A 23,439-nucleotide genomic window follows, 5' to 3' on the forward strand; every position below is an offset into this window, starting at 1 on the left:
TCGGAGCAATTCACGCGACGCGGATCACGGACGATCGCGCTTTCCGGCGGGTGCCGCCTACGGCGGCCGCCGTTCGAGAGCGGGTCAGCGGGTGCGGTCGCGCTTCTCGCCGCAAGCGGCTTCTTCGACGGCGGGCACCGGCCACTTGTCCTCGAGCCGGCCCAGCTTCCACACCGCGATCGCGACGGCCCAGCCGAGAGCGAACACTCCGACGATGCCGAACCCCATCCGGTTCACGTCCAGTTCGGCGACCCAGTCCCAGAGCCCGCCGGTCAGCCCGAGCTTTTCGGCCAGTACCGAAAGCAGCTCGACGGTGCCGATGAGCAGCGCGACCGCGACGGACAGTCCGGTGAGCGTGAGGTTGTAGTAGACCTTGCGCAGCGGCTGCGACAGCGCCCAGCCGTAGGCGAAGTTCATGAACGACCCGTCGATCGTGTCGAGCAGCGACATGCCCGCCGCGAACAGGACAGGCAGGCACATCACCGCGTACCACGGGAGGCCGGCACCCACGCTGGTGCCCGCCAAGACCAGCAGGGCGATTTCGCTGACCGTGTCGAAGCCGAGCCCGAACAGGATGCCGACCGGGTAGATCTGCCACGGCGCGGAGATCGCGCGCATCGTCCGGCGCAGAATCCGGTTGAGGAAGCCGCGGTTGTCCAAATGCGTGTCGAGCGCGGCTTCGTCGTACTCGCCGCGGCGCATCCGGCGGAAGACGCGCACGATCCCGGCGAGCACGACCAGGTTGACGATTCCGAGCAGCCACAGAAACCCGCCGGACACGACGGTTCCGATCAGCCCGCCGTACTGCCGCAGCCGGGATCCGTCGTCGGTCAGTTCGATTCCCAGCGTCCGGATCCCGGACGCGAGCAGAATCGTCAGTACCACCACGACGGTGGAATGCCCGAGCGAGAACCAGAATCCCACCGAGAGCGGACGCTTGCCCTCGGCGATCAGCTTGCGCGTGGTGTTGTCGATCGCGGCGATGTGGTCGGCGTCGAAGGCGTGCCGCAGCCCGAGCAGGTAGGCGGTCAGCCCGGTGCCGGCTCCGAAAACGCCCGCCCCGATCCGGTAATGGCCGGGAACGACCAGCAGGAGAAGCACGCCCCAGCCGACCACATGCAGCAGGACGATGAAGGCAGCCATCCCGCCGACGTGCGCGCGTTCGCGACGAGACAACGCCCGGCGCGTCGCCGGGCGAGCATTCGCGATCGAACTCATCAGGCACCACCTCGGTTCCCGGGCATCCGGTCGCCCGCTGGATGTTCCGGCGGCGGCTCCCCCGCCGCCGTATCGAATCACCGCACCGCCGGAGCCCGTTCCTCCGCCGGGTCTCGACGATAGGTCCGGCCGGAGCCGCGGCTCGCCGTGCTTCCGGTCGCGGCGGAACTGCCCGGATGGACAGGTGCGCGAGCCTTTCGCCTGCGGTAGGTGCGGCGGACGGACCGGACGCACTCGGGAACGCGGCGCGGGTGCGGCGGATTCCCGCACACCGCTTTCCGAGGCCGCGGCCGCGCACCTGACCGATCGGGCAGGCCGGCCCCGTCCGATCGTGCCGAGCCATGGTGCCAGTCGGCCGGGATCGGTCCGCAGCGGGTTCCCGGACCGCGCCGCGGCGCCTAGCTTTCGGAGGTCCGTGCTCCCTCCGGAGCAGCCGCCCGCCGCACGCACGTCCGCCGGACGTGCGGAGAGGACCAGTGCGATCATGCAGGTCGATGAGCTGTTGAAACCGTTCCCCATCAAGGAGTTCCACCCGTTCCCGCGGGCGCTGCTCGGCCCCGGCTCGCACGAGCTGATCGGGCCGGAAGCCCTCAAGATGGGTTTCAAGAAGGTGCTGGTCATGACGTCCGGCCTGCGCGGGACGGACATCGTGCACAAGATCGTGGAGTCGATGAAGTACCACGGTCTCGAGGTCGTCGTGTACGACCAGGTGGAGTCGAATCCCAAGGACTACAACGTCATGGACGCCGTGACGCTGTACCAGGAGAACAAGTGCGATTCGTTCGTCTCGATCGGCGGCGGTTCCTCGCACGACGCCTGCAAGGGCGCGCGCATCTCGGTCGCGCACGACGGACGCAACGTCAACGACTTCGAGGGCTTCAACAAGTCCGAGAACCCGAAGAACCCGCCGCACATCGCGGTTTCCACCACCGCGGGCACCGGTTCCGAGACGTCCTGGGCCTACGTCATCACCGACACCACCACCGACCCGGACAACCCGCACAAGTACGTGGCGTTCGACGACGCGTCCGTGACCACGCTGGCGATCGACGACCCGGTCCTCTACTACGACTGCCCGATCGACTACACCGCGCAGTGCGGTTTCGACGTGCTGGCGCACGCCTCCGAGCCGTATGTGTCCCGGCTGAACTTCGAGCCGTCGCTGGGCAACGCGCTGCACGCGATCAAGCTGACCGGCCAGAACCTGCGTGCCGCCGTGTGGAACGGCCAGGATCTGGCCGGTCGCGAAGGGATGATGTACGCCCAGTACATCGCCGCGCAGGCGTTCAACTCCGGCGGGCTGGGGATCATCCACTCGATCTCGCACGCGGTCAGCGCCTTCTACGACACTCACCACGGCCTGAACAACGCGATCGCGCTGCCGCGGGTGTGGGCGTTCAACATGCCGGCGGCGTACAAGCGGTTCGCCGACATCGCCGAGGCACTCGGCGTCGACACCTACGGCAAGACCGACGTGCAGGCCGCTGACGCCGCGCTGGCGGCGGCGATCCGGCTGCTGCGCGACGTGGGCATCCCGGAGAAGTTCACCGACGTCACCGCGGACTCCTACTCGAAGAACCGGCTGGGCCAGGGCCCGACCAAATACTACGAGCGGGCGAAGGTGATCAAGGGCGACGACACCGACGTCGACCGCATCACCAACCACGTCCTCGGCGACGCGTGCACTCCCGGCAATGCGAAGGAGTGCACCTTCGACACGGTCCGTCCGGTCGTCGACCACTGCCTCAACGGCGACCTCGACGACCTGCTCGGCTGATCCCGCGCGGCGGGGCCCTGCTCCGGCCCCGCCGCGCTTCCTCCCGACTTCGACGCACCGGAGGCGACGTGCCCACCGCAACCCCTGACCACGCTCGGTTCGGCTCGATCGAAGAGGTGGCCGACCGGTTCGCCGGCGCCGGCTACATCGCGGACCGCCGGCTGGCCGCCACCGTCTACCTGATGTCCGCATTGGACAAACCGGTGCTGCTGGAGGGCCCGGCCGGCGTCGGCAAGACCGAGCTGGCCAAGACGCTGGCCACCGTCACCGGCCGCCGGCTGCTGCGGCTGCAGTGCTACGAGGGGCAGGACGAGACGAAAGCCCTGTACGAGTGGGACTACGGCAAGCAGCTGCTCTACATCCAGATGCTGCGCGAGAAGATCGGCGACGTGATCGCCGACGCGCCGGATCTGGCCAGTGCGATCGCCCGGATCGACGCGCAGGACAGCGTGTTCTTCTCCGACCACTTCCTCGCGCCGCGGCCGCTGCTGGAGGCGGTGCGCGGCGAGGAACCGGCGGTCCTGTTGATCGACGAGGTGGACCGGGCGGACGAAGCGCTGGAGGCGGTGCTGCTGGAATGCCTCGCGGAGTACCAGGTGTCGGTGCCGGAGATCGGCACCTACACCGCGAAGGTCCCGCCGCTCGTGGTGCTCACCTCCAACAACACGCGTGACCTCTCCGCCGCGTTGAAGCGGCGTTGCCTGCACCTGTTCCTCGACTACCCGGATGCCGAACGCGAGCTGGAGATCCTGCGTTCGAAGAAGACCGGGCTGCCCGACGCGGCCGCGCACACCCTCGTCGAGGTGGTGCGGAAGCTCCGCGGGCTGCGGCTGCGCAAGAGCCCGAGCATCTCCGAAACGATCGACTGGGCCCGCACGCTGGCCGTGCTCGGCGTCGAGGAGCTTTCGCCGGAAATCCTCGCCGAGACCGCGAACGTGGTGCTGAAGTACGAACGCGACCTCGGCCGCGCGCTGCGGGTGCTGCCGGACCTGGTCGACCCGAACCGGGAACTGCCCGCCGAACTGCCGCACAGCCACGGCCACGGTCATGGCCACGGCCATGGGCACGGCCACGAACACGGGCACCAGCACGACGGTCATGCGCACGACGAGGACGACGGAGGCCGCGCTGCGCGGCTGGCCAAGGATCAGCCTGGCCGCCACGACGAGAACTACTACGGTTCTCCGGGCGCCGGCCCGGCCCAGCGGTCCAGCGGCGGCCAGGGCGGACGCGCGTTCGAGGCGTTCACCCGCCGGCGTCCGGTCTGAGGCGGCGGCGGTGGAGAACAGTCTGCACCGGTTCGTGCGCCTGCTGCGCCTGTTCGGCTTGCGGATGTCGGTTTCCGAGGCGACCGACGCGATGCGCGCGGCCGCCCAGGCCGGGGTTCTCGCCGAGCGCGCCACGCTGCGGGAGGCGTTGCGGCTGACGCTGATCAAAGACCAGCGGGACGACGAATTGTTCGAGGAAGCGTTCGACGCCTACTTCTCGTTGCGGGAGATCGAGCGGCTGCGCGAGGAAACCGGGCACGGGCACGGCCACGACGATCTGTCCGACACCGGGGAACTCGAAACCTTCACCGTGTCGGCGGAGCCCTCCGAGACGCCCGAACAGGGGCACAGTCACGGCAAGCCCGCCGACATCCGGGACTATTTCGACCAGCAGGACCTGGCCCAGCAGTACAACCTGCACCAGGAAGCGAACAAAATCGACCTGGCCGCGATGACCGACGAGATCGTGCTTTCGAAGGACAGCGCGTCCGGCGGCGCGGCTGCGCCGAGCGTCCAGCTGGAGACGTCGTCGCTGCACAACGCGGGCGTGCCCGGCAAACTCGCGCCCGCTACCGGGCACCGGCTCGACGTCGAGCTGACCGTGGCACAGGAGAACGCCCTCCTCGGCTGGCTGAACGACGCGGAGGAAGACGGCGAGCAGCTGCCGCCGGGGCTGGCCGGTGTGCTGGAGAACCTTCCGGAGCTGTTGCGGCGGCATCTGGAGAAGCTGGCCGAACTCGCCGAGGCGGCGGTGGAAACGCGGGTGGTGGAGGCGGCCCGGGCCGAGCGGGTCGACGAACGCGAGCGCGCGCAGCTGGAAGAGTCGTTGCGGCGCTTGGCACACACCCTGCGCGGCGCGCTGACCAGCCGCAAACGCAACACTCTGCGCGGCCGGGTGCATCCGGCCCGCACGATGCGGCGGAACATGCGCTACGACGGCGTGCCGTTCCGCCCGGTAACGGTTACCCGGGCCGAGGACAAGCCCCGGTTGTTGGTGCTGGCTGACGTTTCGCTGTCGGTGCGCGCCACCGCCCGGTTCACCCTGCACCTGGTGCACGGCCTGCAGTCGCTCTTCGGCCAGGTGCGGACGTTCGCGTTCGTCGACGAGCCGGCCGAGATCACCGAGCTGTTCGCCGAACACCCGCTCGAACGGGCGCTGGGCCTGGTTTTCGACGGATTGCCCGCGGGCGGCCTGCTGGACGTCGACGCGAACTCCGACTACGGGCGCGCGTTCGAGCAGCTGGTCGAAGAGCACAGTGCGGCGCTGAACCGGCGCACCACGCTGCTGGTGCTCGGGGACGGCCGCGGCAACGGCAACGACCCGAAGATCGAGGTGTTCGAGGAAATCACCCGGCGGGTGCGGCAAACCCTGTGGCTGACGCCGGAGCCGCGGTATTCGTGGCGGCTCGGCGGATGCGATTTGCCCGCGTACGCGGAGTTCTGCGACCACGTGCAGGTGGTCGCGGACCTGGCCGGCCTCGACCGGGCGGCGTTCCGGCTGACCGAGGACGTGCTGGCATGACGACGACCGCGCCGAGCACCGCTGGCCGCTACCTCGATCCGCTCGCCCCCGTGCTGCCCGGGACGTACTTCGCGCGGCCGCTCACCGTGGTCCGGGACACCACCGGGCAGGACGGCCCCGAACCGTTGGTCCGGACCGAGCACTTCAGCCTGCACAAGGACGGCCGCCGGGTGGAGCTGCGCCACCGGCTGCGGCCGGAGCGGCTCGACAACGACCTGGCCGGCCTGCTGGCCGACGAGCTCTTCGCGCCCGGCTGGCTGTCCGGCGCGGAGGTCTTCGAGCACGCGTTCACCGGTGTCGTTAAGTCCACTGTGGACGACCCGGTGCGGGCGTGGCTGAGGTTCTACGACAACACCCTCGACCGGATTCGCGCGTGCCTGCGCGAGCCGGCGGCCGCGCCCGGACGCTCGGTGATCGCCGGGTTCGCGCCGGTTTACGAACACGCGCTGCGTCTCACCCCGCCCGGCCGGGTACTGGATCTCGGCTCCTGCTTCGGTTTCTTCGCTTTGCTGCTGGCCGAACGCGGCCGCAACGAGGTGGTCGCCTCGGATGTGTCGGCAGGCGCCATGCAACTGCTGGAGGCAGTCGCGGCCCGGCGGAGGCTCCCGCTGGAGACGCTCGTGTGCGACGCGGCCCGGCTGCCGTTGCCGGACTCCTCGGCGGACACCGTGACGTTGCTGCACCTGCTGGAGCACTTGGACGCCGACGCCGGGGAAGAGGTCGTGCGCGAAGCGGTGCGGCTGGCGCGCGGCCCGGTGGTGATCGCGGTGCCGTTCGAGGAGGAGCCCGCCGAAGCCTACGGACACGTCCGGGTCTTCGACCTGCCCGCGCTGCACGAGCTCGGCGCCCGCTCGGGCCGCCGGTTCAGCGTGCACGAGCACCACGGCGGCTGGCTCGTCCTGCATCCCCGTTGACTGCCGCGCAACGGTGCGCGGCGCACTAAGGAGGAAGTCTCGTTTGGTGCGGTTGACCGGGCGGGCGGACTCGTCCGTGAGGGGCCCCCTGCGGGAATCCAAGTCCCTCAAGGGGCCCTTCACGGACATCCGTGCGGCATCTCGGCACCCCAGCCAACTGAGACGCGACCTAAGGAGGAAGTGATGACTGCAGCGGAAATCGACGTCCCCGTTTCGCACGCGGCCGCCGAACCGGACCCGGTGCCCTCGCCGCTCGGCGGAGATCCGGCCCTGATCGGGGTGCCGACCTTCCTCGTCGGCTCGATCGCGCTCGGGCTCACGCTGGTCGGCTTCGTCCCGGCCGCCGCCGTCGGCGCGCCGCTGGCGATCATCCTCGTCGCCACCGGGATCGGCCAGCTGGTGGCGGCGGTGTGGGCGGCGGCGCTCGGGCAGAACGCGGTCGCCGGCATCTTCGGCGTCTTCTCCGGATTCTGGCTCAGCTACGCGGTGCTGGTCTTCGGCTTGCTGCACGGCTGGTTCGCGCTGCCGGCCGCGGACGTCACGGCGACGCAGGAGCTCTTCCTGGTCTCGTGGCTGGTCACCATCGTCCTGCTCACCCTCGCCACGCTCCGGCTGCCGCTGGCGTTCACGCTGCTGTTCGCGCTCGTCGACGTGGCGCTCGCGCTGGTGCTGACCGCGACGGCGCAGGGCTCGGCGTCGTTGCAGACCGCGGGCGGTGCCGGAGTGTTCGCGTTCGTCGCAGTCGGCGTCTACCTGTTCTTCCACGTCGCTTCGCTGGCCACCGGAGGAAAGGGGCTCCCGCTCGGCCGTCCGCTGGTCGGCTGAACCCGGTCCGGCCGGTCCGTCGCGTGGCGCCTTCCGCGGCGGGCCGGCCGTTTCAGATCACGCCCGCCTTGCTGGCTTCGTAGACCGCTTCCGCCCGGCTGCTGGCGTCGAGCTTGCGCATGATGTTGCGGACGTGGAACTTCACCGTGGTTTCGGAGATGTACAGCTTGCCGCCGATGACGCGGTTGCTCAGCCCGCCCGCGAGCAGCCGCAGCACGCTCAGCTCGCGGTCGGTGAACGACGGCCGTTCCCTGCTCATCCGCATCGAGCGCACCATCGCCGCCGCGGACCGCGAATCGAAAGCGCTTTCGTTGCGCGCCACCGCGCGGATCGAGCGCAGCAGCTCGGTGGTGTCCACGTCCTTGACCACGTAGCCGCGTGCGCCGTGGTGGACCACGTCGACCACCAGCGCGTCGTCGAGGAACGTGGTCAGCACGAGCACGCCCAGGTCCGGATAACGCCGGGTGAGCCGGGCGCACAGGTCCAGCCCTTCGGTGTCCGCGCCGGTGGACAGCTTGAGGTCGAGCAGCACGATCGACGGCCGGACGGACTCGATCACCGCCAGCGCCTCGTCCACCGCGCCTGCCTCGCCGACCACCTGCAGGTCGGTTTCGCGCTCCAGCAGCGAGCGCAGGCCCTGCCGGACGATCGCGTGGTCGTCCACCAGCACGATCCGCACCGGGCCGGCGGGCGCGGTCTGTTCAGCCGTCATCGGTCACCTCCCATTCCGCCGGCACCGGCAGCGGCACCCGCACCTGCAGGCGGATCCCGCCCATCCGGGAGCGGCGGATGGTCAGTTCCCCGCCCAGTTCCTCCGCTCTGGCCAGCATGTTCGCCAGGCCGCGGTGCCTCCCGGACAGGTCCGCCGCTTTCGTCAGCCGCAGCGCCCGGCGGATCTGCGCGGGATCGCCGTCGCCGTCGTCGGACACGCTGATCACCACGGCCGAGCCGTCCGGCCGGTACTGCAGCCGCACCAGCGCGCGACCGGCTTTGCCGTGCGCGGCCGCGTTGAACAGCGCCTCGCCCGCCATCCGCACGATCGACTGTTCCGCGCGCGGCGGCAGCGCCACCGGACTGCCCGCGACCCGCACCTGGACCGACAACTCGGTCAATCCGTGCACAGTGGACAGCCGTTCCAGCAGAACCGGCAACGGCCCGGGGGTTTCGCCGGAAGTGTGGTGCAACGCGTAGATCGACGCGCGCAGCCGCTCGACCGCCTGCCGGGTCAGGTCCTTGGCGGGTGCGAGCTGCTCGGCGATCTCCGCGGCGCGGCCGCCCAGCGCGGCCAGCTCGGCCCGGCACACCTCGATCGTCATGCCCGCGCCCAGCACGGACTGCGTCACGCTGTCGTGCAGTTCACGGGCGATCCGGTGCCGTTCGTCGTCGAGCACCTGCCGCTGCATGACCTCGACCAGACGTTCTTGCGTGTGCGCCAGTTCGGCGCTGCGCGCGGCGAGGTCGCGGGCTTGGCGCTCGGCGGCCTCGGACAGTCGTTCGGTGCGCCCGCGCAGCTGGGCGGCGGCATGGAACAGGAACGAGTTGTGCAGCGCGACCGCGGCCTGGTTGCCCAGCACCCGCAGGATGGCGACGTCGGTGGCGGCCACCTCCAGCCCTGGCGCCGGCCGGGCGACGATCCCGCCGACCGGCTCGTCGTCCAGCGTCATCGTCGCGCGGACCAGCCCGTCCCGGTGCGGCCACGTGTCGAGCTCCCACGGCCGGGTCCGCAGCACGTCGAGGTGTTCGAGGACCTCGTCGGGGACCTCCGCCCGGTCGTCGACGATCGTCCCGCCGATGTTCAGCACGAACCTCGGCCGGGCCGCGCGCAACGCACCGTCGGCGACCGCGAGCAGCAGCCAGTCCGCCTGCAGGTGCTCCGACGCCGCCCGGAGCACCGCTTCGACCAGCGCGCGCGGCCCCTCCGCGGTGCGCACCAGCGCGCGGGAGATGCCGTCGAGCGCTTCGACCGCCCGCGAAACCCGTTCGGTCGAGCGGATGTATTCCGGGTAGAACGACCGCTTGCCGGACCGCACCCCGGTCAGGACGCCCAGGTCGGCCGCGGCTCGCTCGGGATCGTTCACAGCGCCGCCCGGAACAGCGCCTCGATGTCTTCCACCCGGGCCTGTCTCGGGTTGGTGGCCAGGCACGCGTCCTTCATCGTGGTGCGGGCGAGCGTGGCGATCTTGTCCTCGGTGACGCCGAGCCCGGCCAGGCCGCGCGGCACGCCGACCTCGTCGGCGAGCTGGCGGGCGCGGTCGGCGAGCTGGTGCGCGGCTTCGAGCCCGGGCAGGCCAGCGGTGTCGATGCCGGCGGCCGCGGCGAGCGGAACGAACCGCTCCGGCTCGCGCGCGGCGTTGAACCGGATCACGTGCGGCAGCAGCACCCCGTTGACCACCCCGTGCGGTGCGTCGAGCAGGCCGCCCACCTGATGGCTCATCGCGTGGGTGGCGCCGAGGATCGCGTTGGTGAAGGCCATCCCGGCCTCCAGCGAACCCTGCGCCATCGCCATCCGGGCCTCGGCTTCGCGCGGTTTGAGCTGGGTGCGCAGCAGGTTGTGGGTGATCAGGCCGACCGCCTGCAGCGCGTGGTTGTCGGTGAGCGGGTTGTGCGCCTTGGAGACGAACGCCTCGATGCCGTGGGTCAGCGCGTCGAGGCCGGTCGCCGCGTTGAGCAGGTCCGGCATCGTGGTGAGCAGCCGCGGGTCGATCACCGAGATCTCCGGCACCAGCGTCCGGCTGATGATGGTGATCTTCACGTGCTGGCTGGTGTCGGTGACGACGGCGAACTGCGACACGTCCGCGCCGGTGCCCGAGGTCGAGGGCACCATGACCGTGGGCGGGATCGGGTGCACGACCTTGTCCACGCCCTCGTAGCCGAGGATGCGCCCGCCGTTGCCGGACAGGATCGCCACGCCCTTCGCCGCGTCGATGCAGGACCCGCCGCCGAGGCCGACGATCACGTCGCTGCCGCTTTCGCGGTAGTGCTCGAAGGCGCTCTGGATCTCGTGGTCCTTGGGGTTGGGCGTGACGCCGTGCCAGACGACCGGCTGCAGCCCGGCCAGCCGCAGGTGCCCGATCGCCTCGTCGACCCAGCCCGCCTCGATCAGCCCGGGATCGGTGACCAGGAACGGCCGGCGCGCGCCGACCCGCAGCGTGCAGTGGCCGAGCTCGGCCAGCGAACCGGGGCCGAACACGATTTCCGGGGCGTGGAACTTCGCCAGCTGCCCGGGTTCGCGCGCGGTGTGCGCGCCGACGATCTGGGGACCGGTCAGCTCTTCCGGCTGGCCGGCGGACCGCCGGTCCTCGCCCGCCCCGTGTTCCATGGTGTTCGCACGGCCTTCCGCGAGTCGGAGCATCGGGACCTCCCGACCTGCTGAGGAACGTGATGCGGGCACGAGCGTAACCCCTCCTCCGCCGAACGGAGGACTCTCCAGGGTAAGCGCTCGCCGACGGCCCTTACCCCTCCTTCGCGGCCGTTCGCACCTGCCCGATCGGACAGGTGCGAACGGTGCGGCGGCTTGCGAGGATGGATGACCGGCACGCAAGACGACGACGTCGGGATGTCAATGCACGAACTCGATTCGCTTCGACGACGCAGGATCGATCTCGAACAGCAGTGGGCGGAGGTAGTGCCCCGGCTGCGGCAGGCTGCGCCCCGCGCGGAGGCCGGTGACCTCCTGCTCCGCCACGAGGTCACCGAATCGTGGATCAGGTCGTTGCCGACTGTCGACCCGGCGACCGACCGCGCGCCGGTCACCGACGGCGGCGTCGTCCGGCCGCGCTGGACCGGGTCGCCGCTGCGCGAGCCGGTGGAGCGCGTGGCGGACGAGCTGCGGACTGTCGCCGACGACGCCGGCTTCATCGCCGCGGTCACCGACGAGACCGGCACGATCCTGTGGACCTGCGGCGGCCGGGTGATGCGCCGGCGGGCCGAGCAGGTCAACTTCGCCCCCGGCGGGCGATGGGACGAAACGGCGATGGGCACGAACGCGCTGTCGCTCGCGTTGCGCACCGGACGGCCGAGCGCGGTCTTCTCGGCGGAGCACCTGGTGGCCGCGCTGCACGGCTGGGTCTGCTACTGCGCGCCCATCCGAGACGCGCGCGGCCAGGTGCTCGGCGTCCTCGACCTGTCGAGCACCTGGGACCGTTCGCATCCGCTGGCGATGTCGACGGTCCGGTCGCTGGTCTCGGCCATCGAATCCGGGCTGCCCGCGGTGTCGTCCGCCGGACTGCGGGTGTCGGCGCTGGGGGTGGCCGCCGCGGTCCGGGACGGGGTGGCGCTGAACCTGCGTCCGAGGCAGCTGGAGATCCTGACGCTGCTGGCGCTGCAGCCGGAGGGGTTCACCCTCGACGCGCTGCGGGAAGCGCTGTACGGCGACCGGATGGTCACCACGACGACGGTGCGGGCGGAGGCGTCGCACCTGCGCAACGCTCTCGGCGGCATCCTCACCGCCCGGCGCTACGCCTCGACCGTGCCGATCGAGTGCGACGCCGTGGACGTGCTGGCGGCGTTGGAGCGCCGGGACTTGGACGCGGCCGTGCGGCTGTACCGCGGCCCGTTGCTGCCGCAGTCGGAGGCACCCGGCATCGTGCGCTGGCGGGACCACCTCGAAGTCACCATGCGCGAAGCGGTGCTGACCAGCGACGCGCCGGAGCACGCGCTGGCCTACGGCGAGCGTGCCTGGTACGACGCGGAAATCCACGAGCACGCACTCGGTTCGCTGGCCCGCACCGACGCTCGCCGGGCGATCGCCGCCGGCCGGCTCGCGGTCGCCCGGCAGGAGTGACTCCGGGTCCCAACTCCGTGCCAACCTTCCGGGCGGATCGTGAGCCTCGTCACGGTGACGCGACGAGGAAGGGGACACGGTGGAAGGACAATCCGGGCCGGTCGTCCGGGTGCGGATCACCCGGGCCGCCGAGGACCTGATCCTGCGGCTGCGCCAGCGGCACGGCCCGCTGATGGTCCAGCAGACCGGCGGCCTCGGCGACGGAACCGAGCCGATGTGTCATCCGCACAGCGAATTCCGGCTGGGCCGCTCCGACGTGCTGATCGGCGAACTGGCCGGCGGCACGCCCTTCTGGATGAGCGCCGACCAGTACGAGCACTGGCGGCACAACGACCTGACTGTCGATGTCGTGCCCGGTCGTGGAAACGCATTCTCCCTCGAAGCCCCCGAAGGAGTCCGGTTTCAGGTCCGGTCGAGAGTGCTGCCGGACGCGGGCGGGCGAGTCGGGTCGTGACGCCTGTTCGTGCCGGGTTGACGACCGGCCCCCCGGCACGGCCATGCCACTCAGTCGACCGGCGTGACCTCCGCCATCTCCGACCAGGCCTCCCCTTCCAGGTTCTGGTAGTTGATCTGGGGCTTCGCCGCGACGACCGTCGCCATGAACGGGAAGAATTCCTGTGCGTGCGCGGTCGCGACGTGCGCGTCGCCAGCCGCGCTGTCAGCGAAGACCTCGACGATGACGAACGCGTTCTCGTCGCCGCCGTTCTGGTAGTAGTCGAAGGAGACGTTGCCCGGCTCGCTGCGCACGGCGGCGGTGTACTGCTCGATGCCGGCCAGCCATTCGGCTCGCTTCTCGGGACGGATCTGTGCCTTGAGAACGATCAGGATCATGACTGGAGTATTGCAGCCACAGACGGGTCCTGCTGTCCTCCGCTTGCGCGCATCCGGCTCGGTTCCCCGCGCGAAAACCCGGGATCCCTTCTGCTCCGCCAGCTATCGGGCACTCGCTCCGTCCTGGAGAAGAACTCGTCCACGACGTCGCCCGCTCCGGCCGCATATATCGCTGGCGTATCGGAAACCGGATACGCGCTGGCAACACCCGGCTGTCTTGACTGGCAGCCATGACGGGGATCACGCTCTACGGCTGCGGGCCGGACGAGGCCGGACTGGCCCTGGCGGCCGCGCCCCGGCTCGGGGTGCGGCCAACGATCACGGCGGACCCGATTTCGGTCGCCACGGTGGAGCTGGCCAGCGGAAACCGGTGCGTCAGCGTCGGGCACAAAACGCCGGTCAGCAACGCGGTCCTGCGCGAACTGAGCCGTGTCGGCGTCCGCTACCTCTCCACCCGCAGCATCGGCTACAACCATCTCGACCTGCGGTACGCGGAAAGCGTCGGGCTCTCGGTCGGCAATGTCGCCTACTCGCCGGACAGCGTCGCCGACTACGCCGTGATGTTGATGCTGATGTCGTTGCGCAGCATGAAATCCGTCGTGTCCCGCGCGGACGCGCGGGACTACCGGCTGAGCGAGCTGCCCGGTAAAGAGCTGCGCGATCTCACCGTCGGCGTGGTCGGGACCGGACGCATCGGTGCCGCGGTGATCGACCGGCTGCGCGGGTTCGGCTGCCGGATCCTGGCCTATGACCTCCGCCAAGGCACCGCCGCCGAGTACGTCCCGCTGGACGAGCTGTTCCGCCGCAGCGACCTCGTGACGCTGCATGCGCCGCTCACCGCGGACACCCGGCATCTCCTTGACCGGCAACGGATCGCACGGCTGCGGCCCGGCGCGTTCGTGGTCAACACCGGGCGCGGCGGACTTGTCGACACGGAGGCACTGCTGGAAGCGCTGGAAGCCGACCGGCTGGGCGGTGCCGCGCTGGACGTCGTCGAGGGCGAAGAGGGGACCTTCTACGCCGATTGCCGGGACCAGCCCGATGAAAACCCGATCCTGGCCCGGCTGCGGAAGCTGCCGAACGTGCTGATCAGCCCGCACACCGCCTACTACACCGACCGAGCGTTGCGCGACGCGGTGGAAAACAGCCTTCTCAACTGCCTGGAATTCGAAAAGGGAATGAGCGCATGAGCAAAATCAAGATCGGCGTCCTGTTCGGCGGCAGCTCGGAGGAGCACCCGGTCTCGGTCAAGTCCGCGCGGGAAGTCGCGAAGCACCTCGACCTCGCGAACTACGAGCCGTTCTGGATCGGGATCACGCAAGACGGCGAATGGCGGCTCTGCGACGGCCCGTCGTGGGCGGACGCCCGTCCGGCCGCGCTGGCGCCAGGCGGTCGGCTGCTCGTCCTGGACGAGGGCAAGTACGAGGCGATCCCGCTGGACGTGGTGCTGCCGGTACTGCACGGCAAGCTCGGCGAGGACGGCGCGATCCAGGGCCTGCTGGAGCTGTCCGGCCTCCCCTACGCCGGCTGCGACGTGCCGAGTTCCGCGCTGTGCATGGACAAATCGCTCGCCTACCTGGTGGTCCGCGCCGCGGGCATCGCGACGCCGAACTTCTGGATCGGCACCGCGGACGTCGATCAGCTGCCCTATCCCGTGTTCGTCAAGCCGGCCCGGTCCGGTTCGTCGTTCGGCGTCACCAAAGTGAGCGGCCCGGAAGAGCTGGCGGCGGCGGTGGCGGAAGCCGCGCAGTACGACGCGAAGATCCTCGTCGAAGAAGCGGTCGAGGGCAGCGAGGTCGGCTGCGCGGTGCTCGGTAACGGCGCGGACCTGATCGTCGGCGAACCGGACCGGATCCACCTGTCGCACGGCTTTTTCAAGATCCACCAGGAGGACGCCCCGGAAACCGGCTCCGAGAACTCGGTGATCACTGTTCCCGCCGACATTTCCGCCGAGGCGCGCGAGCGCGTCCAGCAGACCGCGCGAGCGATCTACCGTGCGCTGGGCTGCCGAGGGCTTGCCCGGGTCGACCTGTTCCTGCTGGCCGACGGCACGGTGATGCTCAACGAGGTGAACACTTTCCCGGGCCTGACCTCCTACAGCCGCTACCCGCGGATGATGGCCGCCGCGGGGATGCCGATGTCCGAGGTGCTGGACCGGCTGGTGGCGCTGGCGCTGGAGACGCGATGAAGAACGACTTCGTCTTTCTCGACGAGGCCGCGCCCGGAATCCGCTGGGACGCCAAGTACGCCACCTGGGACAACTTCACCGGGAAGCCGGTCGAGGGCTACCTGACCAACCGGATCGTCGGTACGAAAGCGTTGTGCGCGGGGCTGGAGAGAGCGCAGGAGAAGGCCGCGACGCTCGGCTTCGGCCTGCTGCTCTGGGACGGCTACCGCCCGCAGCGCGCGGTGGACAGCTTCCTGCGGTGGTCGCGGCAGCCGGAGGACGGCCGCACGAAACTGCGGCACTATCCGAACATCAGCAAGACCGAGATGTTCGAACGCGGCTATGTCGCGGCGAAATCGGGCCACAGCCGGGGCAGCACGGTCGACCTGACGCTGTATCGGCTGTCCACCGGCGAACTGCTCCCGATGGGCGGCGGTCACGACCTGATGGATTCCGTCTCGCACCACGACGCGCCGGAGGTCACCCCGGCGCAGGCGGAGAACCGGCGGCAGCTGCGCTCGATCATGGAAGACTGCGGCTTCGCCGCGTACCAGTACGAATGGTGGCACTACACCTTGCGCGACGAGCCCTTTCCGGACACCTACTTCGATTTCGTCGCGTAGGCGATGGAAAACCCAGCACCTCGGGTGGTGATCGCGGGCGGCCACTCGGCCGGGCACATCGAACCCGCGATGAACTTCGCCGATGCCCTGCGCGAGCTGGCCCCCGCCGCCGAGATCACCGCGCTCGGGACCGTGCGCGGCCTGGACACGACCCTCATCCCGGCCCGCGGCTACCCGCTGGAACTCATCCCGCCCGTCCCGCTGCCGCGCGCGCTGAACCGGGCCCTCCTGCACCTGCCCGTCGACTTGCGCGATTCCGTGCGCGCGGCCGGGGCAGTGCTCGACCGGGTGCGCGCGGACATCGTGGTGGGCTTCGGCGGCTACGTCGCCGCACCCGCGTACCTCGCCGCGCGGCGGCGGGGCATCCCGATCGTGGTGCACGAGGCGAACATCCGGGCGGGCGCGGCGAATCAACTGGCCGCCCGGATGACGCCGCACGTCTACACCGCTTCGCCGGCAGTGCGGTTGCGGGGCACCCCGATCGGGATCCCGCTGCGGCCGGCGATCGCCGCCCTCGACCGGTCCGCCCTGCGAGACGAGGCTCGCCGCCGGTTCGGGCTCCGGCCGGACGGCCCGGTCCTCCTCGTCACCGGCGGTTCGCAAGGCGCGCAGACGATCAACGCGGCGGTCGCCGCCACTGCGTTCCAGGCCGCCGGTGTGCAGGTCTTGCACATCACCGGACGGCGACACGCCGTCGCGGCTCCCGACGGCGACCCGCCGTACGTGGTGGTCCCGTATGTCGGCGAAATGCATTACGCCTACGCCGCCGCGGACTTCGTTCTTTGCCGTTCCGGGGCGATGACCTGCGCCGAACTGGCCGCCGTCGGGCTGCCTGCCGCGTTCGTCCCGCTTCCCGACCGACGTGGCGAACAGCGGCTGAACGCGGTGGCCGCCGTCGCGTCCGGCGCGGCCCGGGTCGTCGCCGACGCGGTTCTCTCCCCCGCTTGGCTCGAATCGGAACTGCTGCCCGTCCTCACCGATCCCGTCCGCCTCGCCGCGATGGCCGCCCGCGCCGCCGGCACCGGAACCCCGGACGCCGCCGCGAAGCTCGCCCGCCACGTCCTGGCCGCGATCAGCGAACGGCGGGCAACTGCACGGTGACCCGGAGCCCGCCCGCCGTGCGCGGATCCAGCGTCAGCACCCCGTCGTGCGCCTGCGCGATGCTTTTCACGATCGCCAGCCCGAGCCCGACCCCGGCGTGGTCCCGGCGAATCCGCTCGGTCCCGCGCTGGAACGGTTCGGTCAGCGTCGACACCAGCTGAGCGCTGACCGGCTCCCCGGTGTTCTCGACCACGAGCACCCCGGCCGCGAACCGGACCGCGGTGCGCAGCTCGACGGTGCCCCCGCCAGGCAGGTTGTGGACGATCGCGTTGTGCAGCAGGTTCGTCGTCATCTGCAGGAGCAAGGAGCGCGAACCGATCACCGACGTGATGTCCCCGGCCGTCTCGATGGTCACCCCGTGCTTCTCGGCGAGCGGCAGCAGCGTCTCGGCCGCTTCCTCGGCCACTAGCGACAAATCGACTGACTCACGTGGGAAGGAACGCTGCTCGGCGCGGCTGAGCAGCAACAGCGCCTCGGTGAGCTCGATCGCGCGGGCGTTGACCGTCCGGAGCCGGTCGTCCAGCTCTCCGCCCTCACGCTCCGGGTCTTCACGGGCGACGTCGAGCAGGCTCTTGGTGATCGCCAGCGGAGTGCGCAGCTCGTGCGAAGCGTTCGCGGCGAACCTGCGCTGCTCCGCGACCTGCGCTTCGAGCCGGGCGAGCATCGCGTCGAAGCTGTCGGCGAGCTCGCGGAGCTCGTCCTCCCGCCCTTCCAGCTCGATCCGGTGCGACAGCGACCCGGTCGCCGCTTTCCGGGTCGCCGCGGTGATCCGGGTCAGCGGGGACAACATGCGGCCGGCCAGGAACCATCCGCCGACCAGGCCGAAGATCAGCAGAAGGCCCATCACGAGCGCCGCGTACGGCGCGAACGAGCGCAGCAGCCACGGCCCCGAAGGCGAAATCAGGATGGTCATCGTGCGCAGCGCCAGTTCCTGATAGTTCACCAGGAACACCGCCACCGCGGTGAGCAGCAGCACCCCCGCCACCATGACGAAACCGGCGTAGCTCAGGGTCAGTTTGAGCCGGACGCTCATCCCGCTTCGCCTAGCCACGCGCGTCTCCGGCGTCGATGCGGTAGCCGACCCCGGCGACGGTCGCGATCAGCCATGGCTCGCCGAGCCGTTTCCGCAGTGCCGAGACGGTGATCCGGACGGCGTTGGTGAACGGGTCAGCATTCTCGTCCCAGGCCCGCTCCAGCAGCTCCTCGGCGCTGACCACGCCGCCCTCCGCGCCGACCAGTACTTCCAGCACGGCGAACTGCTTGCGGGTGAGCGCGACGTACCGGCCGTCCCGGTAGACCTCGCGGCGGAACGGGTCCAGCCGCAGGCCGGCGATCTCCCGCACCGGCGGCCGGCTGTGCGCCCGCCTGCGATCCAGCGCGCGCAGCCGGACCACGAGCTCGCGCAGTTCGAACGGCTTGGTGAGGTAGTCGTCGGCACCGAGTTCGAACCCGGAGACCTTGTCGTCGAGCCGGTCCGCGGCGGTCAGCATCAGGATCGGCAGGCCGCTGCCGGACGCGACCACGTGCCCGGCGATCTCGTCGCCGGACGGGCCCGGGATGTCCCGGTCCAGCACCGCGATGTCGTAGCTGTTGACGCGCAGCATCTCCAGCGCGGTGTCTCCGTCGCCGGCCAGGTCGGCGGCGATCGCTTCCAGCCGCAGCCCGTCCCGGATCGCCTCGGCCAGATAGGGCTCGTCCTCGACGATCAGCACGCGCATGTCCTCGAACCTACGCGTCGGCGGGTATCGCTGGCATATCCGAAACCGCGTACGCGCTGGCAACGCCGGCTTGCCTTCACTGCTTCGCATGACCCGCAGCGAAGCAGCCACCACGACCGCCACCGCACTCGGCGAGGCCGATGGCGCGATCCCGCCCGGCACGACAGTCTTCTCGAACGTTCCGGCGGTGGCGAATCTCGACCCTCGTTTCCGCGTCGCGCTGCAGGAGGCGGCGAAGGACGCCGTGGCGGACGGGGTCGAGTTCCGGGTGAACAGCGGCTGGCGATCCCCGGCCTACCAGAATCATCTGCGCCGCAAGGCGATCGCCAAGTACGGCTCCGAGGAGGAAGCCGCTCGGTGGGTGGCCACCGCGGACAAATCCGCGCACGTGCGCGGGCAGGCGATCGACCTCGGACCGGCTGCCGCGCAGGCGTGGCTTTCGCGGCACGGCGCCCGGTACGGGTTGTGCCAGATCTATCGCAACGAACCCTGGCATTACGAACTGCGCCCCGAGGCGATCGAGCACGGCTGCCCGCCGATGTACGCCGACCCGTCCGAGGATCCGCGCCTGAACTGACCCATATTCTAGTGCTAGAATATGGCCGTGTCCCTCACCGACGCCGAGCTGACCGTGCTGGGCCTGCTCGTCGAGCAGCCTCGGCACGGGTACGAGCTGGAGCAAGTGATCGAACAACGCGGCATCCGCTCTTGGACCGCACTCGGTTTCTCGTCCATCTACTACTTGCTCGACAAGCTCGCGAAGCGCGGCCTGATCGAAGCAGTCGGCGCACCGCGGTCCGGAAAGTCGCGCGCCACCTTCCAGGCGACCGAGTCCGGCCGAACCCAGTGCGCGGACGCCACCCGCGAAGCGCTCGCGGCGCTTACCCCGGTCCGCGCACGCGTGCTCATCGCGATGGCCAACAGCCCGGGCTTGCCGGACGCAGACGTCACGGCCGGCCTCACCACGCGGCTCGCCGCGTTGCGCGAACAGATCGCCGAAGTCCAGGCGACCCGTTCCGCACAGGAGCCGCTTCCCGCGGCCGCCGCGGCGATTTTCGACTACAGCGAGGCCATGCTCACCGCCGACCTCGCTTGGACCGAAGGCGTGCTCACCCAGGAGACAACATTGGAGAAATACGACGTCAAGAAGGCCCACCGGGCGCTGTACGCGCCTCCGAAGGACGAGTTCTCCGTCGTCGACGTGCCTGCGCTCCAATACCTGGCCGTCGACGGCCATGGCGACCCGAACACCGCGCCGGAGTACGTGAACGCGGTCGAAGCGCTGTACGGAGTGGCGTACGCGGTGAAGTTCGCCTGCAAGAAGACACTCGGCCAAGACAGCGTTGTCGGGCCGCTGGAAGGACTGTGGCGCGCGAAGGACCCGTCAGTGTTCCTCACCCGACGCAAAGAAGAGTGGGACTGGACCATGATGATCAGCCAGCCGGACTGGGTGACCGCGGAGATGGTCCAGCGCGCCGTCGAGAGCGTCGCGAAGAAAAAGGACAACGCGGCACTCGCCAAACTGCGGCTGCGCACGCTCGAAGAGGGGAAGAGCGTCCAGATCCTCCATGTCGGCTCGTACGACGACGAGGCGCCGACGCTGGACCGGCTGCACCGCGAGTATCTGCCGAGCCACCAGCTCACGTTCAACGGCGATCATCACGAGATCTACCTGAGCGACCCGCGGCGCACCGCGCCGGAGAAGCTCAAGACCGTCCTGCGGCAGCCGGTGAAGGACGCCTGACGCAGAAAGCGCGGCAACTGCCAGGCAGTTGCCGCGCTTCCCGAGCCGTCCGCCGCTTACTGGCAGGCTTCGCAGTCCGGATCGTCGATCCGGCAGGCTGCGCCGTCGGTGAGCGGGAAGTCGAAGTCCTCGAGCTGAGGCACGACCGGGGCGGCTTCTTCTGGCGTGGTGGGAGCAGACATACCGGTTGTAGCGCAACCGGCGCCGAGACATTCCGTGACGCCCGCCACAGTCCGGTTGCCCAGGTCAGGCCACCCAGCCGGGCAGAATCTTGGCCCCGTCAGCGCTCGCGCACGCCGGAACCGCGCCGGTCCAGTGCACCCGGGTGGTCGCCGGCGCGCACACGATCGCGGCCAGCCCGTCGGTGGTGCGGATTTGCCGCGGCACGTCCGCGGGCATGATCACAGTGTCGCCCGCCGCCACGGTCGAAGTTTCGCCGTCGAGCGTGATGTGCGCGCCGCCGTCGAGAACCGTCCACACCTGCTCGGCGTCGAACGCGTGCACCGGCCCGGCCGCGCCGGGGTCCATGTCGACCCGCCACACCGCCTGCTGGCTGCCGCCTTGCGTCGCCGAGGCGAAGGTGGTCATCACCGCGTTCGGGGTTTCCGTCCGGCGGGCTTCGGCGGTCCGGATCACAGTCATCTGGGGTTCCTCCAGTAAGATAGACAATCGAGTTGTCCATATAGTCAACGAGGTTGTCTATCATGTCAAGTGATCCGCCCGGATTCGAGCTGCCGCTGCGCCTGCTGTTCGGATTCCGCAGCCTGATCGACGATCTGCATGCCGAGCTCGCGAAGCAGGGGCACGCCGGACTTCGGCCGATGTACGGGTTCGTCTTCCAGGCGATCGGCCGCCACGGCACGACGGCGGTCGAGCTCGGGCACACGCTCGGAGTGTCCAAACAGGCCGCCGGCAAGACGATCGACACACTGGAACGGCTCGGTTACGTCTACCGCGAACGCGACCCCGGCGACGGCCGGCGGATGCTGGTGCGGCTGACCGATCACGGAATCGACTGCCTGGCGAAGTCGGCGCGGATCTTCGATCAGCTGCGCGCGCAGTGGGCGGAACAACTGGGCGCACAGCGGCTTCGCGCCCTGGAAGAGGACCTGCGGAAGGTCGCTTCACCGGGCTCGGCGCGGCTGGATGTGCCCGGCTGGTTCTCCGGTCAATGACACTTGACGCCGTGCCGGACGAACAGTTGGATCTCTCCATGCAGCGAAGACTTCTGGCGGCGTCGGCGATCGCCGTCGGCGGCGCGGCGATCGCCGTGACGGCAGCTCTGGCGGCCAGCAGCGGCCCAGCGAATCCCCCGATACCGCAAGCACATTCAGCGATCAGCTCGACCCCGCCCGCTCCCCCGGCGTCCGTTGCACATCCTTCGTCGGCCGCGCCCGTGCCCTCACCTGCGCCCGCCGTGCCGGTGGTCGACGCGCCTCCGGTACACCACGCCAGTCCAACGCCCCGAACAGCGCATTCGACGCGTTCGACGCGTTCGGGATACGCGCCGAGCGACGCCGTCCGCTACCGCGTCTACCAAGAGCCGCTCAACCCGCGGCCGCAAGGACAACAGGCCAGCGCCTGCTGCCAGCCCGGCACGAAGTCTCCCGCCACCGGCGCGTCCGACTCGCCGATCACCACCCCGACCCCGCTGCCGAATCCGGCGGTCCACCAGCCCTAGTCAGCCACGATGAGTGTCCAGCGCCAAGGTCCGCCGATCGGTCCTCAGCGAAGGCTCATCGGCGGAACCGTCGCGCCGCGCAACGCGAGCGCGTCGATCGTCTCCGGCCGGTACCGCAGCCCCGGCAGCCGTTCCGTCATCGTCTCCAGCGGGTTCTCCCGGTCCGTCCCGAAGAAGAACGCCCACTCGTGCTCCGCGGAACCGAAGTAAACCGGTGCCGGGAACACCTTCTCGAACCGCCGCCAGCACTTCACCAAAGTCGAGTTCCGCCACAACGTGGGGCAGCCGCCCTGGTAGGCCACCACCCCGCCAGACGTCAGCAGCGACCGGCAGGACGCCAAGAATTCCGTCCCGTACAAGCGGTTGTGCTGCGCATCGAGGTCGTCCTGCTCGTCCGGCAGGTCGACCACCACGATGTCGTACTTCTCGCCGCACCTGCGCACGTATTCCCACCCGTCGGCGTACCGCACCCGGACCGGCCCCTCGCCGCGCTCCGCTCGTGCCAGCTCGTCCGGCGAATAGCCGTAGGGAAGGTGCTCCGCGCACAACCGGACCGCTTCCGCGTCGATGTCCACGTGGTCCACCGAAGCCCCGGCCGCCGCCGCGATCTGCGACGCGACGCCTTCGCTGGAACCGACGATCAGCACCCGGTCCACAGTGGACGCCAGCAGCAACGCCGGGACCAGCAGCGCTTCGTGGTACACCAGCTGACTGAACTCGGTGCTCTGCCGCTCGTCGTCGCAGAACAGCGAAACCCCTTGCGCGGTGGTCCCGATCACCAGATGCTGGTATTCGGTCCGGGTGTCGGCCAGCACGTCCGAGACGTGCCACCGCCGGGTCACGCCCTGCCCGACCGGTTCCTCGATGTTCACTTGCCGTCCTGTCCTCTGTGGATAGTGGTGATCCGGGAAACGCCCGCACCGAGCTGGTCCCGCAGCAGCTGCACGGCCAGCTCCGGATCCGCTCGCCGTCCGCAGGTGAACACGTCGACGAACACCGACCCGTTCTCCGGGTACGTGTGGATCGACGCGTGCGACTCCGAAAGCAGCGCCACCACGGTCACTCCGTGCGGCTCGAACTGTTTGAACGTCAGGTCGCACACCGTCGCGCCGGCCTTGTCCAGCGCCCGTTCCAGGCTCTCGCACAACAACGCCGGATCGTCCAGGACGTCAGCCGCGACCCCGGAGAACTCCGCCAGCACATGCCGTCCGGCGAACTCCCCGACGTCTCCGGCGTCCCCGCCGACGAAGTACGTCCGCAGCGGCGG

General features: G+C 70.0%; 25 protein-coding genes. 14 read left to right on the forward strand and 11 right to left on the reverse strand.

From position 1 onward, the window contains the following. Positions 1–84: 84 nt before the first annotated feature. Positions 85–1,218, reverse strand: a complete 1,134-nt coding sequence (gene nicT, locus AMYBE_RS0124925) for a Nickel transporter NicT (RefSeq protein ID WP_020662115.1) — start codon at positions 1,216–1,218, stop codon at positions 85–87. Between the two features lie 484 nt (positions 1,219–1,702). Between nicT and mdo the strand changes: the two genes are divergently transcribed. From mdo to AMYBE_RS0124950, 5 genes are all read left to right on the forward strand, one after another. Next, on the forward strand, positions 1,703–2,995 hold the full coding sequence (gene mdo / locus AMYBE_RS0124930; protein ID WP_020662116.1) for an NDMA-dependent methanol dehydrogenase: 1,293 nt from the start codon (positions 1,703–1,705) through the stop codon (positions 2,993–2,995). 68 nt (positions 2,996–3,063) lie between these two features. Then, positions 3,064–4,263: an AAA family ATPase gene (locus AMYBE_RS0124935; protein ID WP_020662117.1), complete on the forward strand. Its 1,200-nt coding sequence runs from the start codon at positions 3,064–3,066 to the stop codon at positions 4,261–4,263. Between the two features lie 10 nt (positions 4,264–4,273). Beyond that, the gene (locus AMYBE_RS0124940) at positions 4,274–5,785 is read left to right on the forward strand and encodes a VWA domain-containing protein (RefSeq protein ID WP_020662118.1); all 1,512 of its coding nucleotides are present in this window, start codon (positions 4,274–4,276) and stop codon (positions 5,783–5,785) included. Beyond that, a complete protein-coding gene (gene mftM, locus AMYBE_RS0124945; RefSeq protein ID WP_020662119.1) occupies positions 5,782–6,699 on the forward strand; it encodes a mycofactocin oligosaccharide methyltransferase MftM in 918 nt (305 codons plus the stop codon). Before AMYBE_RS0124940 ends, mftM begins: the two co-directional genes overlap by 4 nt. Positions 6,700–6,882: 183 nt before the next feature. Continuing rightward, positions 6,883–7,524, forward strand: a complete 642-nt coding sequence (locus AMYBE_RS0124950) for a GPR1/FUN34/YaaH family transporter (protein ID WP_020662120.1) — start codon at positions 6,883–6,885, stop codon at positions 7,522–7,524. A 52-nt stretch (positions 7,525–7,576) separates the two neighbouring features. Here the strand turns inward: AMYBE_RS0124950 and AMYBE_RS0124955 are convergent, their stop codons facing one another. From AMYBE_RS0124955 to AMYBE_RS0124965, 3 genes are read right to left on the reverse strand one after another with little or no spacing between them, the layout of a single operon-like run. Next, positions 7,577–8,236, reverse strand: a complete 660-nt coding sequence (locus AMYBE_RS0124955; protein ID WP_020662121.1) for a MadR family response regulator transcription factor — start codon at positions 8,234–8,236, stop codon at positions 7,577–7,579. After that, a complete protein-coding gene (locus AMYBE_RS0124960) occupies positions 8,226–9,602 on the reverse strand; it encodes a MadS family sensor histidine kinase (protein WP_020662122.1) in 1,377 nt (458 codons plus the stop codon). Before AMYBE_RS0124960 ends, AMYBE_RS0124955 begins: the two co-directional genes overlap by 11 nt. Then, on the reverse strand, positions 9,599–10,876 hold the full coding sequence (locus AMYBE_RS0124965) for an iron-containing alcohol dehydrogenase (RefSeq protein ID WP_020662123.1): 1,278 nt from the start codon (positions 10,874–10,876) through the stop codon (positions 9,599–9,601). Before AMYBE_RS0124965 ends, AMYBE_RS0124960 begins: the two co-directional genes overlap by 4 nt. A 174-nt stretch (positions 10,877–11,050) precedes the next feature. Here AMYBE_RS0124965 and AMYBE_RS0124970 point away from each other — a divergent pair, with 174 nt between their 5' ends. Both AMYBE_RS0124970 and AMYBE_RS0124975 read left to right on the forward strand, forming a co-directional pair. Next, positions 11,051–12,307 (forward strand): GAF domain-containing protein, encoded by a 1,257-nt coding sequence (locus AMYBE_RS0124970; RefSeq protein ID WP_020662124.1) that lies wholly within the window; start codon positions 11,051–11,053, stop codon positions 12,305–12,307. Between the two features lie 79 nt (positions 12,308–12,386). Next, positions 12,387–12,761 carry a DUF779 domain-containing protein gene (locus tag AMYBE_RS0124975; RefSeq protein ID WP_020662125.1) on the forward strand — a complete coding sequence of 125 codons (375 nt, stop codon included), beginning with the start codon at positions 12,387–12,389 and terminating at the stop codon, positions 12,759–12,761. Positions 12,762–12,811: 50 nt separating this feature from the next. On the opposite strand, the gene AMYBE_RS0124980 is transcribed toward AMYBE_RS0124975, so the two are convergent. Then, positions 12,812–13,138: a putative quinol monooxygenase gene (locus tag AMYBE_RS0124980; RefSeq protein WP_020662126.1), complete on the reverse strand. Its 327-nt coding sequence runs from the start codon at positions 13,136–13,138 to the stop codon at positions 12,812–12,814. Positions 13,139–13,368: 230 nt separating this feature from the next. On the opposite strand from AMYBE_RS0124980, the gene AMYBE_RS0124985 reads away from it, so the two are divergent. From AMYBE_RS0124985 to AMYBE_RS0125000, 4 genes are read left to right on the forward strand one after another with little or no spacing between them, the layout of a single operon-like run. After that, complete coding sequence (locus AMYBE_RS0124985) at positions 13,369–14,328, forward strand: D-isomer specific 2-hydroxyacid dehydrogenase family protein (protein ID WP_020662127.1); 960 nt, start codon at positions 13,369–13,371, stop codon at positions 14,326–14,328. Further along, positions 14,325–15,326 (forward strand): D-alanine--D-alanine ligase family protein, encoded by a 1,002-nt coding sequence (locus AMYBE_RS0124990; protein ID WP_020662128.1) that lies wholly within the window; start codon positions 14,325–14,327, stop codon positions 15,324–15,326. The genes AMYBE_RS0124985 and AMYBE_RS0124990 overlap by 4 nt, the downstream gene beginning before the upstream one ends. After that, complete coding sequence (gene vanX / locus AMYBE_RS0124995; RefSeq protein ID WP_020662129.1) at positions 15,323–15,928, forward strand: D-Ala-D-Ala dipeptidase VanX; 606 nt, start codon at positions 15,323–15,325, stop codon at positions 15,926–15,928. Before AMYBE_RS0124990 ends, vanX begins: the two co-directional genes overlap by 4 nt. A gap of 3 nt (positions 15,929–15,931) precedes the next feature. Next, entirely contained in the window at positions 15,932–17,029 is a 1,098-nt protein-coding gene (locus tag AMYBE_RS0125000; protein WP_027927978.1) for a UDP-N-acetylglucosamine--N-acetylmuramyl-(pentapeptide) pyrophosphoryl-undecaprenol N-acetylglucosamine transferase, read from the forward strand. Here the strand turns inward: AMYBE_RS0125000 and AMYBE_RS0125005 are convergent. Beyond that, a complete protein-coding gene (locus tag AMYBE_RS0125005; RefSeq protein WP_020662131.1) occupies positions 17,001–18,062 on the reverse strand; it encodes a sensor histidine kinase in 1,062 nt (353 codons plus the stop codon). The two genes, AMYBE_RS0125000 and AMYBE_RS0125005, sit on opposite strands and share 29 nt — an antisense overlap. 10 nt (positions 18,063–18,072) lie before the next feature. Next, positions 18,073–18,747 carry a response regulator transcription factor gene (locus AMYBE_RS0125010; protein ID WP_020662132.1) on the reverse strand — a complete coding sequence of 225 codons (675 nt, stop codon included), beginning with the start codon at positions 18,745–18,747 and terminating at the stop codon, positions 18,073–18,075. A gap of 88 nt (positions 18,748–18,835) precedes the next feature. Between AMYBE_RS0125010 and AMYBE_RS0125015 the strand changes: the two genes are divergently transcribed. Both AMYBE_RS0125015 and AMYBE_RS46805 read left to right on the forward strand, forming a co-directional pair. Then, positions 18,836–19,324, forward strand: a complete 489-nt coding sequence (locus AMYBE_RS0125015) for a M15 family metallopeptidase (RefSeq protein WP_020662133.1) — start codon at positions 18,836–18,838, stop codon at positions 19,322–19,324. 21 nt (positions 19,325–19,345) lie between these two features. After that, positions 19,346–20,491: a GyrI-like domain-containing protein gene (locus AMYBE_RS46805; RefSeq protein WP_020662134.1), complete on the forward strand. Its 1,146-nt coding sequence runs from the start codon at positions 19,346–19,348 to the stop codon at positions 20,489–20,491. A gap of 56 nt (positions 20,492–20,547) precedes the next feature. Here the strand turns inward: AMYBE_RS46805 and AMYBE_RS46705 are convergent, their stop codons facing one another. Then, the gene (locus tag AMYBE_RS46705; RefSeq protein ID WP_020662135.1) at positions 20,548–20,673 is read right to left on the reverse strand and encodes a hypothetical protein; all 126 of its coding nucleotides are present in this window, start codon (positions 20,671–20,673) and stop codon (positions 20,548–20,550) included. 64 nt (positions 20,674–20,737) lie between these two features. Continuing rightward, entirely contained in the window at positions 20,738–21,133 is a 396-nt protein-coding gene (locus AMYBE_RS0125030) for a cupin domain-containing protein (RefSeq protein WP_020662136.1), read from the reverse strand. Positions 21,134–21,195: 62 nt separating this feature from the next. On the opposite strand from AMYBE_RS0125030, the gene AMYBE_RS0125035 reads away from it, so the two are divergent. Then, on the forward strand, positions 21,196–21,666 hold the full coding sequence (locus tag AMYBE_RS0125035; RefSeq protein ID WP_020662137.1) for a MarR family winged helix-turn-helix transcriptional regulator: 471 nt from the start codon (positions 21,196–21,198) through the stop codon (positions 21,664–21,666). A gap of 550 nt (positions 21,667–22,216) precedes the next feature. Here the strand turns inward: AMYBE_RS0125035 and AMYBE_RS0125040 are convergent. Next, on the reverse strand, positions 22,217–23,044 hold the full coding sequence (locus AMYBE_RS0125040; RefSeq protein ID WP_020662138.1) for a spermidine synthase: 828 nt from the start codon (positions 23,042–23,044) through the stop codon (positions 22,217–22,219). After that, entirely contained in the window at positions 23,041–23,433 is a 393-nt protein-coding gene (gene speD, locus AMYBE_RS45855; protein ID WP_034289181.1) for an adenosylmethionine decarboxylase, read from the reverse strand. Before speD ends, AMYBE_RS0125040 begins: the two co-directional genes overlap by 4 nt. Positions 23,434–23,439 lie beyond the last annotated feature (6 nt).

It is taken from the genome of Amycolatopsis benzoatilytica AK 16/65, from assembly GCF_000383915.1.
Taxonomy (GTDB): Bacteria; Actinomycetota; Actinomycetes; order Mycobacteriales; family Pseudonocardiaceae; genus Amycolatopsis; species Amycolatopsis benzoatilytica.

What these genes read in the sequence shown, in the direction of transcription:
- AMYBE_RS0124985 (WP_020662127.1), top strand. Translation starts at nt 13,369, where the DNA reads ATGACGGGGATCACGCTCTACGGCTGCGGGCCGGACGAGGCCGGACTG.
- AMYBE_RS0125005 (WP_020662131.1), bottom strand. Translation starts at nt 18,062, where the DNA reads ATGAGCGTCCGGCTCAAACTGACCCTGAGCTACGCCGGTTTCGTCATG.
- AMYBE_RS0124965 (WP_020662123.1), bottom strand. Translation starts at nt 10,876, where the DNA reads ATGCTCCGACTCGCGGAAGGCCGTGCGAACACCATGGAACACGGGGCG.
- AMYBE_RS0124955 (WP_020662121.1), bottom strand. Translation starts at nt 8,236, where the DNA reads ATGACGGCTGAACAGACCGCGCCCGCCGGCCCGGTGCGGATCGTGCTG.
- nicT (WP_020662115.1), bottom strand. Translation starts at nt 1,218, where the DNA reads ATGAGTTCGATCGCGAATGCTCGCCCGGCGACGCGCCGGGCGTTGTCT.
- AMYBE_RS0124990 (WP_020662128.1), top strand. Translation starts at nt 14,325, where the DNA reads ATGAGCAAAATCAAGATCGGCGTCCTGTTCGGCGGCAGCTCGGAGGAG.
- AMYBE_RS0124970 (WP_020662124.1), top strand. Translation starts at nt 11,051, where the DNA reads ATGACCGGCACGCAAGACGACGACGTCGGGATGTCAATGCACGAACTC.
- AMYBE_RS0125035 (WP_020662137.1), top strand. Translation starts at nt 21,196, where the DNA reads ATGTCAAGTGATCCGCCCGGATTCGAGCTGCCGCTGCGCCTGCTGTTC.
- AMYBE_RS0125015 (WP_020662133.1), top strand. Translation starts at nt 18,836, where the DNA reads ATGACCCGCAGCGAAGCAGCCACCACGACCGCCACCGCACTCGGCGAG.
- mdo (WP_020662116.1), top strand. Translation starts at nt 1,703, where the DNA reads ATGCAGGTCGATGAGCTGTTGAAACCGTTCCCCATCAAGGAGTTCCAC.
- vanX (WP_020662129.1), top strand. Translation starts at nt 15,323, where the DNA reads ATGAAGAACGACTTCGTCTTTCTCGACGAGGCCGCGCCCGGAATCCGC.
- mftM (WP_020662119.1), top strand. Translation starts at nt 5,782, where the DNA reads ATGACGACGACCGCGCCGAGCACCGCTGGCCGCTACCTCGATCCGCTC.
- AMYBE_RS0125010 (WP_020662132.1), bottom strand. Translation starts at nt 18,747, where the DNA reads ATGCGCGTGCTGATCGTCGAGGACGAGCCCTATCTGGCCGAGGCGATC.
- AMYBE_RS0124950 (WP_020662120.1), top strand. Translation starts at nt 6,883, where the DNA reads ATGACTGCAGCGGAAATCGACGTCCCCGTTTCGCACGCGGCCGCCGAA.
- AMYBE_RS46805 (WP_020662134.1), top strand. Translation starts at nt 19,346, where the DNA reads ATGGCCGTGTCCCTCACCGACGCCGAGCTGACCGTGCTGGGCCTGCTC.
- AMYBE_RS0125000 (WP_027927978.1), top strand. Translation starts at nt 15,932, where the DNA reads ATGGAAAACCCAGCACCTCGGGTGGTGATCGCGGGCGGCCACTCGGCC.
- AMYBE_RS0125030 (WP_020662136.1), bottom strand. Translation starts at nt 21,133, where the DNA reads ATGACTGTGATCCGGACCGCCGAAGCCCGCCGGACGGAAACCCCGAAC.
- AMYBE_RS0124980 (WP_020662126.1), bottom strand. Translation starts at nt 13,138, where the DNA reads ATGATCCTGATCGTTCTCAAGGCACAGATCCGTCCCGAGAAGCGAGCC.
- AMYBE_RS46705 (WP_020662135.1), bottom strand. Translation starts at nt 20,673, where the DNA reads ATGTCTGCTCCCACCACGCCAGAAGAAGCCGCCCCGGTCGTGCCTCAG.